This window comes from Aromatoleum sp., from assembly GCF_035254505.1.
Classification (GTDB): Bacteria; Pseudomonadota; Gammaproteobacteria; order Burkholderiales; family Rhodocyclaceae; genus Aromatoleum.
The window spans coordinates 1-14,801 of the sequence record NZ_DATFAO010000014.1; the positions used below are offsets into that span (position 1 = coordinate 1).

Genomic DNA, 14,801 nt, shown 5'->3' on the forward strand with positions numbered 1-14,801 from the left:
GGACGATGCCAAAACCCGCAAACAGCTGGGTCCGGACTGAAAAACGATGAAGCGTGCTTTGCACGAAGGAACTCCTTAACGACTGCCGGCGGCCGTACAGGGCGCCGGACCGAATAGGAGTTCTGCAATATTGATGCCAACAAATTGTTACGTTTAGCGCTTTTGCATGATTACGGCAGACCACTGAATACGCATAATGTCTATGGTATAGACATGCGACGCAAGCCCATAATATAAGTATGGTTAATGCTTAGTGGATCGTCTATGGCGTCCCGACGACGCATACTGGATGGGTTCAACGAGGCCCCGCACGCATTCTCAATAACGGGAATACTCGAAAGCGGAGTGCCTCGAAACTTCCCAAAAGTGATAGACCGCCATCATCAGTGTGCGGCCTCCGCCTCGGGATGCCGGTAGGTCCGGAACAGCCAGGAAGAGTAATTGGCGGGCTCTTCCGCGTAGGCGCTCCAGCGCCGGTTGGCATTGAGGCGCTGCTGGTCGTAAGTCATGAAGACCAGCATCTTTGCCGACGCCTGCTTGATCGACAGATTGGGTCGGCGCTGAGAGATCGCGTATCCGATGTAATAGGAGGCCGGAAACTTGTACTGCGCGGCCACGCGCTGCACGAGCGCACCGACGGCCCGATGATCCGAATGGTCGCCGGGATTGGCATCGGCGTCGGGCTCGGGCGCGTGCATCTGGACGCTTTCCGCGCCGGACAGCTGTTTCTCGCGAATCAGCAGGCTGCCGACCGTCTGCGACAGGTCTTCCCAGCCCTGATAGGTGGCAGACCCGTCCACCGCGTCGATGACGCCGATCTCGCCATCCTGCAATTTCTTCAGCGACTGCATCTGGGTCACCGCAAAGCCGGTTCCTTCGACCGCGCCGTCGGGTAAGCGCAGGAAATAACTCACGGTATTCGCGTAGTTGCAGCGCATGACCATATGCTTCTGGATCGCAACCTGGCCGCAATCAGACGGCGGCGCTTCCGACGATGCGGCGCTGTCGAAATTGGCCGCGGCGTAGGCGGATGCAAGGCCACCGGCTTCCCGAGAGTGCCAATATTCGACCGACCGATCGGCCCCCCCGGTCGTCAGATAAACGAACAGGACCGGCCGATGCCTTGAAGCCTCATCGACCGCGACATCGCCCATGAAGAGCTGCCAGTCGTCCGGGTGGGCGACGATGAATGCGGAGAGCCGTTCATCAAGTCGAACGTTGTATGGGCGCACTCCCGCGCAGCCCGACATCGTTGCAGCCGAAACAGCGATACACGCAACACAGCAAAACCGGAACAACATGACGGCGCTCGAAGGAAAAGCTACTTGCGGTTTGTCGGCTGCAGCTTCATTTCGTTCCGTTGTAAATAATCCGCACGGCGACATCACAACTTCGCACAAGCGGCGCAAAGCGCTTTTACAAGCCCTCGCTAGCAGTTCACGTCATGACAGGAACCGACGGTGGTTACGGCTTCCAGAGACGCAACCCAGTAGGGCGGCCAGAATGACCATCGCGATGGTAGGGGGCTCAGGGACAGAGTAGGCTTTGACGCCTGCGAGCGTTGCGGTACCGTCCCATCCGCCGCCTTGCAGAGCCGTCATTGTGCCGGTCAGCGTCTCGCCCGCGTATCCGTTTGCAAAGAGATCGTTCTGCCAGAGGAAATCGCCAGACAGGTAGAAGCTGAAAGAAAGCAGATCGGGAGCAAACTCCCAATGCCCAACCATGTTCCGAGTCGGATCCCACATTTTCAGGATATTCGTTCCGCTCTGCTTGCCATCGAGGTAGAATGAATCGAAAGCTAAGACCACATCAGTGTTATATAAATTGCCCTCCAGCGTAAATTCGCCGGTACTGAGCGAATTTTGAAAGAGTAGGCTGAGCCCCGTCAGGTTTACGTCTTGGGTGCTTCCATCTTCGAATTTGAAAGATACTGGAGCGGGACCGGCGAGTGCCACACTGATCGAGTTGCCCGAAGAAGACGGGGAGCCACTGATTTTGATGCCGGCTCCCTCTTCGCCAACGAGCTTTGAGGCCTTGCCTGTTCCGCCGGCCGGCGATTTCAACGCGTCAGTCGTATCAACTGATGAACCGTCCTTGAACGGAACCGTCAGTTTCCCGCCGACCACCTTTGTGTACTCGCTGCGCTCAGTTGATTTATTATCAATTCGGGCTTGATTGGTGGTTGCCATTGCCGCAGCCTCGCCGGCAGGTTGCCCTTTGAGGTGGTTGAGAATGTGGCCGAGCGCCTCGTGCACGATCACGTAAGGAAGCGTCAACTGCTCGAGCGCTTTCCCAGTACCGATCTGCTTAAGTTTGTCGAGCCGACTCTTGTCAATTATCACTACGTTGGTTCTTGTGTTCGCTGTAGCAATGTCATTTAATTCGTCAGGTCCGTACTTGATGACGACAGTCTCGCTACGCGCCTCCAGTTCTTCATACAGCTTCTTAGTAGCCGAGGAAGACGCCTTCATGTCGTCGATGGCTTTCTGAATTTCCGTTTTCTCTGCATCCGTGCCCTGAATGTCAATTTTCGCGTTGGCTGAAATGGAAATGACGCAACCAAACACGAACATTGCTAATGCTTTGGCTTTCATCATACTTACTCCTCATGCTAAATCGGCCGTCGGCCCGATGGTCGTGCCGGGCAGCCAAAACGAACCCATCGTCACGTCATTTATTCATAGACCAATGCCATCACCCCCTTAGCAGAACGCTGATTTATTCCGAAGCCATTGCCCAGCGTGAGCGATGCGTTTGAGATAATGTGGCTGCTCATCGACATAGTGGAGCTGGCACTTGACAAGAGCATTCCGACTACAACGACGCCGCGGATCACCACGACTTGACGCAGCATTTCCATTCCTTCTGATAATGGATCTACTATTGATAACCGAACTCCCCCACGATCCTGATGAAAGCGCGATCGTGGTGCATTAGTGTCAATGGGAATGCCGCGTTGCTGCCGGGTCGAGGAATGCGATGATGAGCGCCCTTGACATGGTTGCAACGCCACGAACGCGTTATGAGCACATGCTGTGCCACTGCCGCGTCATAATTGCCAACAGATTGTTTTTTCTTGAACTCTCTCAGGGACGGTCGAAAAGGGTGCAAACAGAGGTGTAAGATTTTCCGACACGGTGGTCGACGGGCCTCTATCCGTACGGCAGCTTTCTCAATGTAAGTGCGTCTCCAACGGCCCTTCTGCCGAACGGACGGACGGCAGCAGTTGGCGCGAGTACAAGCTCATCCCCTGCAGCCCGACGACCGCAAAGTCTGCTCGCCTTCGATGACCCACGACACCGGCGAATAGGCGGGATGACCGCAGGGGGCTTCGGTGGGTCGAGCCGAGCGTGACGGTGGGAAGCTGGCCTAGAAAGAAAAAGGAAAGGTACCGCGCTCGAAGGGCTGGAGAACGGAGAGGGAGATTCCATCAAGTGCTTTGTGGCACCTTTCCGTAAGTCGAAATTAGAAGTAGTAGCCGAAGTTCATATAGAGGCTACGCTTCCACTTGTCCTCGCCACCCGCGCCGGCGCCTTGCGTAAAGTCGCCGGTGTAGAGATCGTTTCGGCCCAGGCGATATTCTGTGTAGACGAAGAGCGGCCCGGCGGTGAATTGCACGCCGGCGAGCAGGCGCTCCGAATCCTTGAAGCCGTCCTTATCCTTCGTGAATACGCTGTAGTTGATATACGGCTTCACGTCGCTGATAAAACGCCATTTCCAGTCGACGTCATAGCTCGCGTCGAGCGAGTAAACGTTGCCTTTGGATGCGACGTTGAACGAGCCGTCATAGGCGCCAAAGGTGACCGTGTCCTTGCCCACGGACGCCGGATTCTTCGGATCCATATCCTGATGGGCGGCCTCCCCCATCAGCGCGAATCGTCCGAATTTGCCCAGGTAATGCACGGCGTAGGCATCGCGGTCGCCGTTCTCGTGCGTGTCGAGGTTTCTGAGCGTCGAATGCATCACCGACACGCCCACTTCGGAACTGGAGGCCTCCGAATGCGTGAAGGTATAGGCTGCGCGAGCGACCCACTGATTCCGTTCCTTGTTGTCGCTTCCGCCGGTCACATAGCTGTCGGACTTCACGACGTTGGTCGAATAGCGGTTGCTGTCACGCGAAGTGCCGGCCCAGTCTCCGCCATCTGTCGGATAGAAACCCAATTGGAGGTCGACCGGGCCGCTCTTGTACTGATACTTGACGCCCAGGTTCTGCACGTCTTCCAGGCCGACCACGTTGGCCATGGTCTCGTAGAAGGTGTTGCTGGCGTAGGGCAGCAGACCGAACGGAACCTGATTGATACCGGCGATGACGCGATGTTCGGGCGAAAACTTGAAACCGACATAGGCGAATTCGGGGAAATTGATTCGCCCGAGTTGGCTTGTGTAGTCGTACGGATATGAGCCGCCATAGAAGCGGTATTGCCCCGCAGCAAACCAGGACGACGAGTCGTAATTGGCTTTCACGCGAATGACGTCGAGCGAAACGCGGCTGACCGTGGGGTCAACGTAGCTGCGGTAATCGTAGCGAGCACGAATTGCACCGCCGAAGGTCCACTTCCCGTCCGCCTCGTCGTCCGCGGCGTGGGATGTAGCAGACACCGAAAACGCCGCGAAGCCCATCAATACTGCAGCGAGCTTGGACATCCGGTGCTTCGACGGAATGATTGTCCCCTTTTTCATTATGAAGCTCCTCTCATCCTTATCATTGCGGTCTCCCGCAGTACGGCGAGGGCTTTTTCACCGATCATCGCCCCCGCGCTGCAATTCCCGACGTGCATCAAGAATTGAGGGCAAAGATTAATGAACTGAAACAACTCATCAAAACGAGTTATTCGTCCATCAATTGATAACTTGTAGTTATTCGAGTCGGTGAGAAGGAAGAGACGGACGTGACTGCGCCTCCGTCTGGAGGCGCGGATATTGAAATGTCTTTTTATCTGAAACGAGTATTCGCCGTAGTGGCGTCGAGGCTCGGAATCTGCGGGCGAGTAGCGGGCGACGGGCTTGTGACTCGTCGCCGCGCATTTCTCAATCGGTCATGTCGGCGTTTCTTCGGCGACGGATTGCTCGCGTCGTCCGCGCCGCGATCGACCCGCCTGCTGCGCCCGCTCGGTGATCTTCTTTTCGGGCAATTCGACCGCCGAGCGCAGGTTCGGGAAAGGATCGGACTTGTGCGGAATCGCCATCGCGTCGACGAAGTATTGCTGGAAGCTCGGTTCGACCGCGGTCTCGATCTTGTCCACGCGGCGCACGACCGTCTCGATCTCCTCACGCCGGCCGCGGTTCAGGAGCGCGATGCGCGCGCCCGTCCCCGCCGCATTGCCGACCGCGGCGACATGGTCGAGCGGACAGTCGGGGATCAGGCCCAGGATCATCGCGTACTTGACGTCGATGTGGCTGCCGAAGGCCCCGGCGAGACTGATGCGCTCGACGCGCTCGACGCCCATCTTGTCCATCAGCAGGCGCACGCCGGCATAGAGCGCCGCCTTCGCGAGCTGGATCGCGCGCACGTCATTCTGCGTGATCTGCAGCGTGCGGTCCTCGCTCTCGAACAGCGAGTACGAGAAGGTGCGTCCATTGGGCGTGATGCGGGGGTTGCGCGCCGCGAGCGCGCCGTCGATCACGCCGTCCTGATCGATGATGCCGGCGAGGTACATCTCGGCGATGACCTCGACGATGCCCGAGCCGCAGATCCCGGTGATGCCGGTCGCCGCCGTCGCGTCGGCGAAGCCCGCTTCGTCCGACCACAACTCGGAGCCGATGACCCTGAAGCGCGGCTCCAGCGTCACCGGATCGATGCGCACGCGCTCGATCGCGCCCGGCGCCGCGCGCTGACCGCAGCTGATCTGCGCGCCTTCGAACGCCGGCCCGGTGGGGCTGGACGCGGCGAGGAGACGGGTGCGGTTGCCGAGGACGATCTCGGCGTTGGTGCCGATATCGACGATCAGCGTCATCGCATCGGTGAGATATGGGGTCTCGGACAGGATCGCGCCCGCCGTATCCGCGCCGACGTGGCCTGCGATGCAGGGCAGCGCGTAGATGCGGGCGTTCGGGTGGATATGCAGGTCGATCTCGGTCGCCCACAAACCGGTGACCGCCTCGTCGGTCGCCAATGCGAAGGGCGCGCCGCCGAGTTCGATCGGGTTAATCCCGAACAACAGGTGGTGCATGATCGGGTTGCCGACGAAGGTCGCTTCGAGGATGTCCACGATCCGAATACCCGCCTCGGCCGAGAGCTCCGTAGCGAGCTCGTTGAGCGCCGTGCGCACCGCGCGCGTCATCTCGCCGTCCCCGCCCGGATTCATCATCACGTACGAGACCCGGCTCATCAGGTCCTCGCCGAAGCGGATCTGCGGGTTCATCCTGCCGGCGGAAGCGACGACTTCGCCCGTCTGCAGGTCGCACAGGTGCGCGGCGATCGTCGTCGAGCCGACATCCACGGCCATGCCATAGATCTTTTCGCGCAGGCCCGGCCACACCGCGATGATGCGTTCGGAGTCGACCACCGCGACGGTGACCTTCCATCCGCCCTGACGCAGAGCGGGCTGCAGCTGCTGCATGACGCGGACGTCGGCCTGCAGGTTCGTGAGCCGCCAGTCGAAGTCGAGCGCCTCCTTCAGGCGGCGCAGGTCGGAGGACGGCACATGCATGTCCGGCTGCTGCACTTCGACGTAGTACAGCCGGACCGCGGGGTCGAGCTCAATGTCACGCTCTTCGGCGCGCTTGCGGACGACCTGGCGGTGGACCTGGCTGTCGGCGGGCACGTCGATCACGACGTCGCCGAGCACCGTCGTCGAGCAGCTCAGGCGCCGACCGGGGTTCATCGCGCCATGGGTCTTCTCCCACGTCTGCTCGTTCGCGCTGCGCTCGCTGAGGTTGGCGGCACAGGAGGTCACGCCGTGCTTGGCGAATTCGCCTTCGCTCAATTCGATCTGGCAGCGGCCGCAAATTCCCCGCCCGCCGCAGACGGAATCGATGTCGACGCCGAGGGAGCGCGCCGCCTGGAGCACCGGAGTGCCGATCGGAAAGCGGCCGCGCCGTCCGGATGGGGTGAAAACGACGAGGGCGTCCTGGCTCACGATTCGCTCCTCTCGGGCGCAATCCCCTTCGCGCGGATCAGTGATTCCAGCGCTTCGTCGCTGTAGCTCGCTTCGATCCGTTCGGCTTCTGCCGCCGCTTCGGCCCGCAGATCGCTGCCGCACTCGCGCGGCGGCTGCCGGCGCCAGTCCTCGAGATAGGCGTCGGAACTGCCTTTGCCGGCGCGCATTGCGGCGCGGTCGATCGCGACCTGGAAGCGCTCGGACAGCTGCACCTTGGCGCTCTCCCTGCCGCCCTTGACGACCACTTGCGCGGGGATGTCCCGCCATTGGATGACAATCAGCTTTGGCATTCACTCTGCTCCGTGTCGGTGTTGTGCGCGCCAGCGCGATGAAACCGGACGACTGCGCGCTCGAGGTCGCCGTAGCCGGTCAATCGATAGTCGAATGCGAGGCCGAGCCGCGCGGCGGCTTGTTCGGCCTGCGCACGTAGTTGTGCGTCCTCTCGCTGGGCCAGGTAGACGAGGCGGCGGTAGTTACTGAAATAAAGCTGCGCGAGCTCCGGGTGACGCTCGATCCCGAGCTCGCGGATCACGAGACGGTCGAAGTGGCGCACGAGGAAATCGGTCAGGTAGAAGGTTCCGGGCTCGGCGTCGGCGATCGCCGCGAAGGCCGGAGAGCCTGCATAGAACTCGTAGCAGTGCGCTCCGGGCAAACGTTCGACGCCCTCCTCCTCGATCACGCGGTCGAGCAGTCCGCCCGTGCCGCAATCGGCGTAGGCGACGAGGATGCGTTCGAAACGCGACCGGCCCGCCCGGATCTTCTCGCGCACCGCTTCGGGGATGCGCTCCGGGCGGTTGTGAAGCTCCGCGGGCAGGCATTGCACCTTCACGTGCTGCCAGCCGTTGGCGGCGAGCACGTCGGTCAGCTCACGGGCGATCGCGCCGCAGGCGATGATCAGTGCCGGGGCCATGGTTGTCTTCTCCTTGGGGCATTACGGGTACCGGTCTCTGCGGACCGGTTGCCCCTAGGATAGGCATCCGCCTGGAAGTGACGGGCGTCTTAGCGACCCTCGCATGTCCAATCGCGACGGCGCCGACAACGCATCGCCATTGATGACATCAAGTCATCAATAGGCACCCTAAAAAATCGTTTGTGAGGGCTGTCGGACTTCTGGAAAATCGATCATTGGGATGGGCTCCTCGTCTAATACGGCAGGCGCCGAGTTGCGGAACTCGGTTCGATGAACCGAGGACTAAGGTGCCCTATAGCCAAATATCTTTCGCTTGGACGGTATCAACGAATGCCGCCCGTCTCATAGAGCATTCATGAATTTTCCCGACGTCATCGGCATCATCGGTGTAATCAGCTGCCTGATCGCCTACGCAGGACTGCAACTCCAACGCTTTCAGCAGGACGACCTGCGCTATCTCGGCCTCAATATCCTCAGCCCTGCATGTCTACTGTACTCACTAGTCCACAATTTCAACCTCGCCGCCGTCATCACCCAGGTGCTGTGGATCTGCCTGACGCTGGTGGGCTTGATTAAAGCAATGCGCGCACGGGGGCGGCGAACGCAACTCGCGGCAAGGGATTGCGCGGAAAATAAGACTTGAGGCCGACAAGGCCCGGACGGAACAGCTAGTGTCCGACCGCGGCCGCTTCGGTGTCCCACATCGCGTCCGGCGCGCTGCGAGCGGAATCAGCCTGATTGAACCGCTGCTCCCGGGGGTTGGAGTGCTCCCCGGTGGTGAAGGCTGCGCATGCAAGCGGCAATAACGACTCTGATGTGCGCTACCTGGGATGCAGCGTGCTAAGCGTCTCGCTGAGCATTTATCGTCAAAGCCGCAATGAGCCCGGCCTTGACCAGCAACTCTTCAGGCACGACCTCGTAGGTCGTGCCGTCAACATCGACGGTCCGACACTCCGAATCGCCGCATACTGAGCAGCAGCGACTGCTCCCCACGGAAGCATTGAGCCACTCCTCCATGGGCTTGCCAGCGATCCAGATGCGGTTGGATTCGGACGGGCTTGCCTTGAACTCGGCCTCATCGAGCTCACGCGTCTCCAACATCGGCTCGATGCCGACGGGAAGCAATTGCGCTCGTAGCCGTTGATACGCCCTCTCAACCTCGTCACCAGTACTCGCGCAGCGGGGGCAGGTCTGCCCCTTCGCGACCAGGCGCTGCCAAACGATAGGAAGTGTTTTCATGGCGCCATCTCGCAAACGACGGCCTCGCGGTGATGCTCTGCGGCGGCTCGCAGGGCAGCTTCCAGGCTCAGACCGGACTCGATGCCATCCATGATCAGCCGCTGCAGGATCGCACCGAGCATTTCGACATTGCCCCGCATCAACGGCTCGATCTCGCGCAGGAACTCGCAGGCCGGTGGGTCGTAGGCATAGGCCGACAGGAAGTCGTCCAATTCGCGGCGGGTGGCGAGGGCGTAGCACATGTCATAGATCGAATTGTAGGTGCGCAAATGCCGCAATTCATCGTCGGAATCGACATTCAACCGGATCTCTTCCGCGAGATCGCGCCTGAACTCGGCGAGACCGTATGCGACGTCGCCCTTCACGACATCTTCGGCGCTGAATTCCCACTCCATGACGGCATCCTCCTTGTCATCGTCAACCGAAGATCGCCGCGAACGCATCCTCGTCGTCGCGGCAGACCGGACAGGTTTCCGCCGGAGCCGCCGAGACGAAGTGGCGGTCGCACCGGGCGCAACGCTGCTTAGCGAGCGCGAGCAGCACGCGCGGCGGCTGTTCCGGGCGGGCGTCGAAGGCGGGCACAGCCTCGAGCACGCGCGGCTGACAGACTTCCATGCAGACGCCGCAAGCGACGCAGCGGTCGGCGTCGAAACGGAGCTGCCAGTCGGACGGGCTCTCTTCGATGCGGATCGCGCCCGTCGGACAGGCGCGGAAACAGGCCTCACACACCGTGCATCCCGCGCGCAGCTTAAGCGCCATCAGCGGCAGCGCGTCGTGCAGCGGCACTTCGACGTGCTGCCCGTCGCGGCGTTCGCACACGATCTGCAGCAACTCGCGCTGCTCGGGAAGCGCGTAGGCGCCGGCGCGGATGGCCTTGTCGGGCACCGCCGGCGGTGACTCGGCCGGGTCGGCCGGGTCTGCCGCGTCCGCGAGTTCGTCGACGCCGCGGCCGATCAGGCGGCGGAAGAGCTGCCTTCGGCCGGCGGCGAAACCCGCATCCTTCGGTTCGCGCTTCGGACGGGCATCATCGGCAAGGACCGGCGCGAGCCATGCCGCGTCCGGCGGCGCCGCTGCGGTCGCCAGCGTCGAGCAGGCATCAAGGTTCAATGCGAGCTGTTCGGCGCCGCATGGCGCGTGCGCGCAGCCCTCGCACCGGCTGCTGCCATGCAGCGTCACCGCGATTCGGCGTCGGGCGAGGTAGGCGAGCGTCGCAGCGTCGATCGCGCCGAGGCAGGGCACGACGGCATCGGCGGGAAGACCGGACGGCGCGCATGCAAAGGAGAACTGCGTCTGGCGGATCGCGCGGCGCAGCGTCTCGACCGGGACGTACGATTCGCTCTCCCACGCACCGGTGCGGCAGGCGCTCACGCATAGCACACAGTTCTGGCAACGCGCGGGATCGAGTGCGGCCCCTTCGTCGGACAACGCGATCGCCTCGTGGGGGCACGCATCCGCACAGCGGCTGCACGCGCTGTAGCGATAGCGGTAGCGTGCGCAGCGACTCGCAAGGAACTGCGGATAGGCGCGGCTCATTTCGGCTCGCTCCGCAGCTGCTGCAGCGGCGTGCCCTGCTCGCAGGTGTTCTTCGGGATCACGAATTCGAGCGCGCGGCCGCCCGGCGCCGCGGCCGCAATCGAGCGCTCGACTGACTGCCAGGCCACCACGCCGCCTTCGACCGCGAACACGGTCTTTCCGGGATGCGCACTGGCCAGCGTCCGGGCGATCGCGAGGGCGCGTGCATCGCTGTCGGCGACGACGACAACGGTCGCGATCGGATTGATCTTCAGCCCCTTGCGATAGACGAGCGCCTCGGGCAAGGCGCGGGCCTTACGCTGCGCCTCCGGGCGTCCGTCGATGACGCAGCACGGCGGGTTCGAGCGCAACGCCAGCTGCAACTGCGCCTCGCTCCGCAAGGACGCACCAGCCCGGGCCTGCCCCGCGCCGAGCGCCGCCGCGAACAAGAGCGTCAATGGCGCGAAACGTGCGAGTCGCATCATGCCGCCTCCACCGCAGCGCCGGTCTGCGCCGCGGGCAGCAGCGCATCGCGGCGCGCGAACAGGGCCGGTGCGAGCGCGAGCTTCGACACGCGCCCATACGCGACCCAGTCGGCCAGCATCGGAGCCGCATCGTCCAGCGGCGCCAGCCAGATGCGGCCGCCGAATTCTTCGACGAGCCCGGCGCACAGGTTAAGGTCGGCATCGTCGCGCACATCGACTTGCACCAGGGCTTCCGCGACACCGCGCTTGAGCATCTCGCCGAGCCACCAATGCACCTGCACGCCGCTGCGGCTGCCGTCGGCGCGCAGGATCTCCCACGCGGGCTCGGCAAGCGACGGGCTGACGACGCTGAAGTCGGCGTTCGATACCGTGTCGAAGGACCAGCCGACCTCCATGCGCCGCGCCGGCACATGGACGCCGACCCGTTCCGCGCCGAAGGCCGCCGCAAGCCGGGCGACCGTCTCCGCGTCGCGCAGCACGGCCTCGCCGAGGAACACCTTCGTGGCCCCGCCTGCGAGGAGCTCGGCCGCGCGTGCCTCTCCTCCCCCGCGCAACACAATCCCGCCCAGCGTCGCGAGCCCGACGGTGAGGGGCTCCCCATCGAAGACGAAGAGCTGCCCCATATCGACATCCGCGGGCAGACTGCCGCACTCGGCGAGACAACGCAGTTCGACGCTCATCGCGCACTCCCGCCATTCGCCCCGTATCCGAATTTCGTGTAGACGAAGGGGAAGGCCGGATTCTCGCCGTCGGGCGGCAGCGCGGCGATCAGCGGACGCATCTCCTCCAGGCTCGCGAGGATCGGCTCGATGTGCACGCCGAGAAAACGCGGCCGGTACTTGCCGAGCAAGACGAGCGCGTCGTCGAGGAGGATCAGCGCGCCTTCCTGATTGCGGTTCTGCGTGAAGAACAGCGCCAGGGTGGCGAACGCGAGCCCCTGCAGAAACTCCGCCTCGGGATCGGCCGTGCCGAGCACGCTGTTGCGGATCAGGCGCGACCAGCGTTCGTTGAGCAGGTCATGCAAGCGCCCGAGTTCGTTCGCGTTCCACAGCGCGGCGACTTCACTCCAGTCGAGCTCCGACAGGACCTGACGGTCCGGCGGCAGCAGCGGGCGTGACGGCAGGTCGATCAGCATGGCGGGCCTCCCGGGCGTTCAGCGCAGATCGCGCAGCGGATGAGTGGCGGTCGGCAGGCGCGCGTCGCCTGTGCCTTGCGCGCAGCCGTTGCACACCGGCTCGTCCGGATTGAACTCGACGCGGATCTCCTGCTTGGGCACGACCTCCCGGCCTTCGTCGAGGTCCTCGATGCGCAGCCGCATCGCGGCGATTTCGTCTTCGGCGAAGCCGGTCAGCAGACGTGCCATCTCGCGATAGAAGGAATGTTCGGCCGCGCGCGCGATCAGCCGCCCATAGCCGCGCACCCAGCGCCCCGGATGCTGGGTCCAGAAGCGCTTGATGTCGCGTTCGAGGCGCGCCGCCTCCCTCGCATCGCCCGCGTCGAGCGCCGCCGCGCTGCGCTCGAGCAATTCGGCGATGAACATCAGTTCGACGCCGAGCTGGTCCGGAAAAACCTCGAAACGCCCGCGCCCCAGCGCGAAGCCGGCGCGCGCATAGGTCTGGCTGACGGCGAAATGCGGCTCCTGCTTGTAGCGACCGGTCAGGCGCACGGACTCCATGGGTGGAAAGCCGCCCGAGGCGGTGAACAGCGTCCCGTATTCGCAGGCGAGGCACTCCAGCAGCTCGTCGAGTTCGGGCGCGGTGAAATCGGGCCCGAAGGCGACGCCCGCCTCGGCCAGCGCCGCGAGGGCGTCGGGTTCGCGCAGCGCGGCGACAAAGGCGCGCCCCGGCTCCTCGATGAAGGCCGCCGACAGCAGGCGGTAGATGCCGGCCCGCGCCAGGCACTCGGCCCCCAACTCCTCGTTGCTCGGGAGGACGGCCTGCACCGGTACATCCGGCGCGCACGCCTCGTCGAGGGCGAACAGGGTCTTCAGCATGGTCTTTGCGCTCCTTGGCGGCCCGCAGGCATCGCGGGCCCGATGAATCAATGGCCGCCCGGTGCCTTGCCCTTGACACTCTCCGGCCCCGCCCACGACGCCATCTCCGGGTGCATCTTGCGATGCAGGTCGCCGGTGTAGGCGTAGCGCAGCGTCTCCTTGAAGGCCGCGACGTGCTTGTCCCAGTCGCCGTGCGAGTCGCCGTACTTGTCGTCGGGCCCGGCCTTGGTGACCTTCACCACCGTGTCGTACCAGCCCTGCGATCCCCCGATCGGGTCCGCAACCACCGGGATGATGTTGTTGGGATGCACGCCCTTGTCGTCCCACCACACGTTGTCGAGGTCGGGGTCGTCCTGGCCGTGGCTCGCGTCGCCCTTCCGGTCCTTGAGCCTGAGCGTCGCCAGCCGGCCGTATTCCCAGTGCCCGAAGCCGGTCGGGATCGACACCACCTTCGGATGGATGCCCTCGGTCACGTAGGCCTTGGTCACGAGGTAGCCGACCGCGCTTTCGATGCGCACCAGATCCCCGGTCTTCACGCCGATCTTCTTCGCCGTCTCCGGGTTCATCCACGCCGGATTGCTGTGCGCGATCTCCGCCAGCCACTTCACCGCCGCCGTGCGCGACTGCTTGTGCACATTGAGCTTGAAGGTCGACAGGATCATCTCGTCGTCCTGCATCGCCTCGTGCCACGGGATGCGCTTGAAGGTCGGCATCGGGTTGAAGCCGTACGTCGCCCACTCATCGACGCGCACGTTGATCAGGCGGTTGCCGGTTGGGAAGCCGACGTAGTTGTGGCCGTTGCGGCGGATGCCGATGGCCTTGCCGTTCTTGCTGATGAGGCCGTGGGCGTCGGCCATCGCGCCTTCCATGTCGGCCGCCGACAGCTCCTTGCGGTACAGGCCGTACTCGGCCTGGATCTCGCGGCCGGTCTTGTCGGTGACCTTGCCGCTGCGCGGGTCGACCTTGCCGTAGATCGGCCACACGCCGTGCTTCTTCAGAAAATCGAGGCCCCCGGCTTCCTTGAGCCCGGGCACGTTGTCGAAGTGGTGGCGCATGTAGTCCTCGCCGTCCTTGAACTCCCAGAACTGCTTCATGCCGCGTGAGCCGTCGGGATCGAGCTTCCAGATGATGTCGCGCAGCAGCACGCGGTTCTCGCGCGATTCGCCGAGCGACTTGTGCACCGGCTGGCGGATGCCCAGCCAGGGCCAGAGCGAGTTGGGCATCGACTCGGGCTCCCAGCGCTCGAGGTAGGGGCAGTCGGGCAGGATGAGATCGGCCATCGCAGTCTCTTCGCCCATGAAGGGGCTCATCGAGACCAGGTAGGGGATGAGCTTTTCGTCCTTGAACAGCTTGCCCCACACCGCCATCGAGCCCGGGTTGGTGTAGACCGGGTTGTCCTGGTAGGTGAAGTAGACGTTGATCTTCTGCTTGCCCTCGGCGATCCAGAAGGGCACCAGGTGGCTGACCTTGTGCGCCGCCAGCGGGTAGTCGGGCGGATGCGACAGGTAGGAGTCTTTCGCCGGCTTGCCGGGCTCGGGCATGGGTTGTGGCCAGCCCATGCC

Annotated in this window: 16 protein-coding genes; 1 reads left to right on the forward strand and 15 read right to left on the reverse strand. The window is 63.2% G+C overall.

The window, feature by feature from the left end; genetic code table 11:
• Positions 1-383 precede the first annotated feature (383 nt).
• The 7 genes from VJ673_RS02030 to VJ673_RS02060 form a co-directional block, all read right to left on the reverse strand.
• Positions 384-1,250 (reverse strand): PIG-L family deacetylase, encoded by an 867-nt coding sequence (locus tag VJ673_RS02030; RefSeq protein WP_324124348.1) that lies wholly within the window; start codon positions 1,248-1,250, stop codon positions 384-386.
• Positions 1,251-1,442: 192 nt separating this feature from the next.
• Positions 1,443-2,597, reverse strand: a complete 1,155-nt coding sequence (locus tag VJ673_RS02035) for a hypothetical protein (protein WP_324124349.1) — start codon at positions 2,595-2,597, stop codon at positions 1,443-1,445.
• Between the two features lie 77 nt (positions 2,598-2,674).
• The gene (locus VJ673_RS02040) at positions 2,675-2,854 is read right to left on the reverse strand and encodes a hypothetical protein (protein ID WP_324124350.1); all 180 of its coding nucleotides are present in this window, start codon (positions 2,852-2,854) and stop codon (positions 2,675-2,677) included.
• A 611-nt stretch (positions 2,855-3,465) separates the two neighbouring features.
• Positions 3,466-4,680: a hypothetical protein gene (locus VJ673_RS02045; RefSeq protein ID WP_324124352.1), complete on the reverse strand. Its 1,215-nt coding sequence runs from the start codon at positions 4,678-4,680 to the stop codon at positions 3,466-3,468.
• Between the two features lie 356 nt (positions 4,681-5,036).
• Positions 5,037-7,079: an ASKHA domain-containing protein gene (locus VJ673_RS02050; protein WP_324124353.1), complete on the reverse strand. Its 2,043-nt coding sequence runs from the start codon at positions 7,077-7,079 to the stop codon at positions 5,037-5,039.
• The gene (locus VJ673_RS02055) at positions 7,076-7,390 is read right to left on the reverse strand and encodes a virulence factor (protein ID WP_324124354.1); all 315 of its coding nucleotides are present in this window, start codon (positions 7,388-7,390) and stop codon (positions 7,076-7,078) included. Before VJ673_RS02055 ends, VJ673_RS02050 begins: the two co-directional genes overlap by 4 nt.
• Entirely contained in the window at positions 7,378-8,010 is a 633-nt protein-coding gene (locus VJ673_RS02060) for a DUF1638 domain-containing protein (RefSeq protein ID WP_324124355.1), read from the reverse strand. The genes VJ673_RS02055 and VJ673_RS02060 overlap by 13 nt, the downstream gene beginning before the upstream one ends.
• 355 nt (positions 8,011-8,365) lie before the next feature.
• Between VJ673_RS02060 and VJ673_RS02065 the strand changes: the two genes are divergently transcribed.
• A complete protein-coding gene (locus VJ673_RS02065; protein ID WP_324124356.1) occupies positions 8,366-8,653 on the forward strand; it encodes a CBU_0592 family membrane protein in 288 nt (95 codons plus the stop codon).
• 197 nt (positions 8,654-8,850) lie between these two features.
• On the opposite strand, the gene VJ673_RS02070 is transcribed toward VJ673_RS02065, so the two are convergent.
• The 8 genes from VJ673_RS02070 to VJ673_RS02105 all read right to left on the reverse strand — a co-directional run.
• Positions 8,851-9,249: a DUF2703 domain-containing protein gene (locus VJ673_RS02070; protein WP_324124357.1), complete on the reverse strand. Its 399-nt coding sequence runs from the start codon at positions 9,247-9,249 to the stop codon at positions 8,851-8,853.
• The gene (locus VJ673_RS02075; protein ID WP_324124358.1) at positions 9,246-9,614 is read right to left on the reverse strand and encodes a hypothetical protein; all 369 of its coding nucleotides are present in this window, start codon (positions 9,612-9,614) and stop codon (positions 9,246-9,248) included. The genes VJ673_RS02070 and VJ673_RS02075 overlap by 4 nt, the downstream gene beginning before the upstream one ends.
• A 52-nt stretch (positions 9,615-9,666) precedes the next feature.
• Positions 9,667-10,782: a 4Fe-4S dicluster domain-containing protein gene (locus tag VJ673_RS02080; RefSeq protein WP_324124359.1), complete on the reverse strand. Its 1,116-nt coding sequence runs from the start codon at positions 10,780-10,782 to the stop codon at positions 9,667-9,669.
• Positions 10,779-11,246, reverse strand: coding sequence for a rhodanese-like domain-containing protein (locus tag VJ673_RS02085; protein ID WP_324124360.1), 468 nt, complete (start codon positions 11,244-11,246; stop codon positions 10,779-10,781). The genes VJ673_RS02080 and VJ673_RS02085 overlap by 4 nt, the downstream gene beginning before the upstream one ends.
• A complete protein-coding gene (locus tag VJ673_RS02090; RefSeq protein ID WP_324124361.1) occupies positions 11,243-11,926 on the reverse strand; it encodes a beta/alpha barrel domain-containing protein in 684 nt (227 codons plus the stop codon). The genes VJ673_RS02085 and VJ673_RS02090 overlap by 4 nt, the downstream gene beginning before the upstream one ends.
• The gene (locus VJ673_RS02095; protein WP_324124362.1) at positions 11,923-12,381 is read right to left on the reverse strand and encodes a DUF309 domain-containing protein; all 459 of its coding nucleotides are present in this window, start codon (positions 12,379-12,381) and stop codon (positions 11,923-11,925) included. The genes VJ673_RS02090 and VJ673_RS02095 overlap by 4 nt, the downstream gene beginning before the upstream one ends.
• A gap of 18 nt (positions 12,382-12,399) precedes the next feature.
• Positions 12,400-13,239 carry a TorD/DmsD family molecular chaperone gene (locus VJ673_RS02100; RefSeq protein WP_324124363.1) on the reverse strand — a complete coding sequence of 280 codons (840 nt, stop codon included), beginning with the start codon at positions 13,237-13,239 and terminating at the stop codon, positions 12,400-12,402.
• A gap of 47 nt (positions 13,240-13,286) precedes the next feature.
• The coding region (locus VJ673_RS02105; protein WP_324124364.1) for a molybdopterin dinucleotide binding domain-containing protein at positions 13,287-14,801 on the reverse strand (1,515 nt) is incomplete at its 5' end.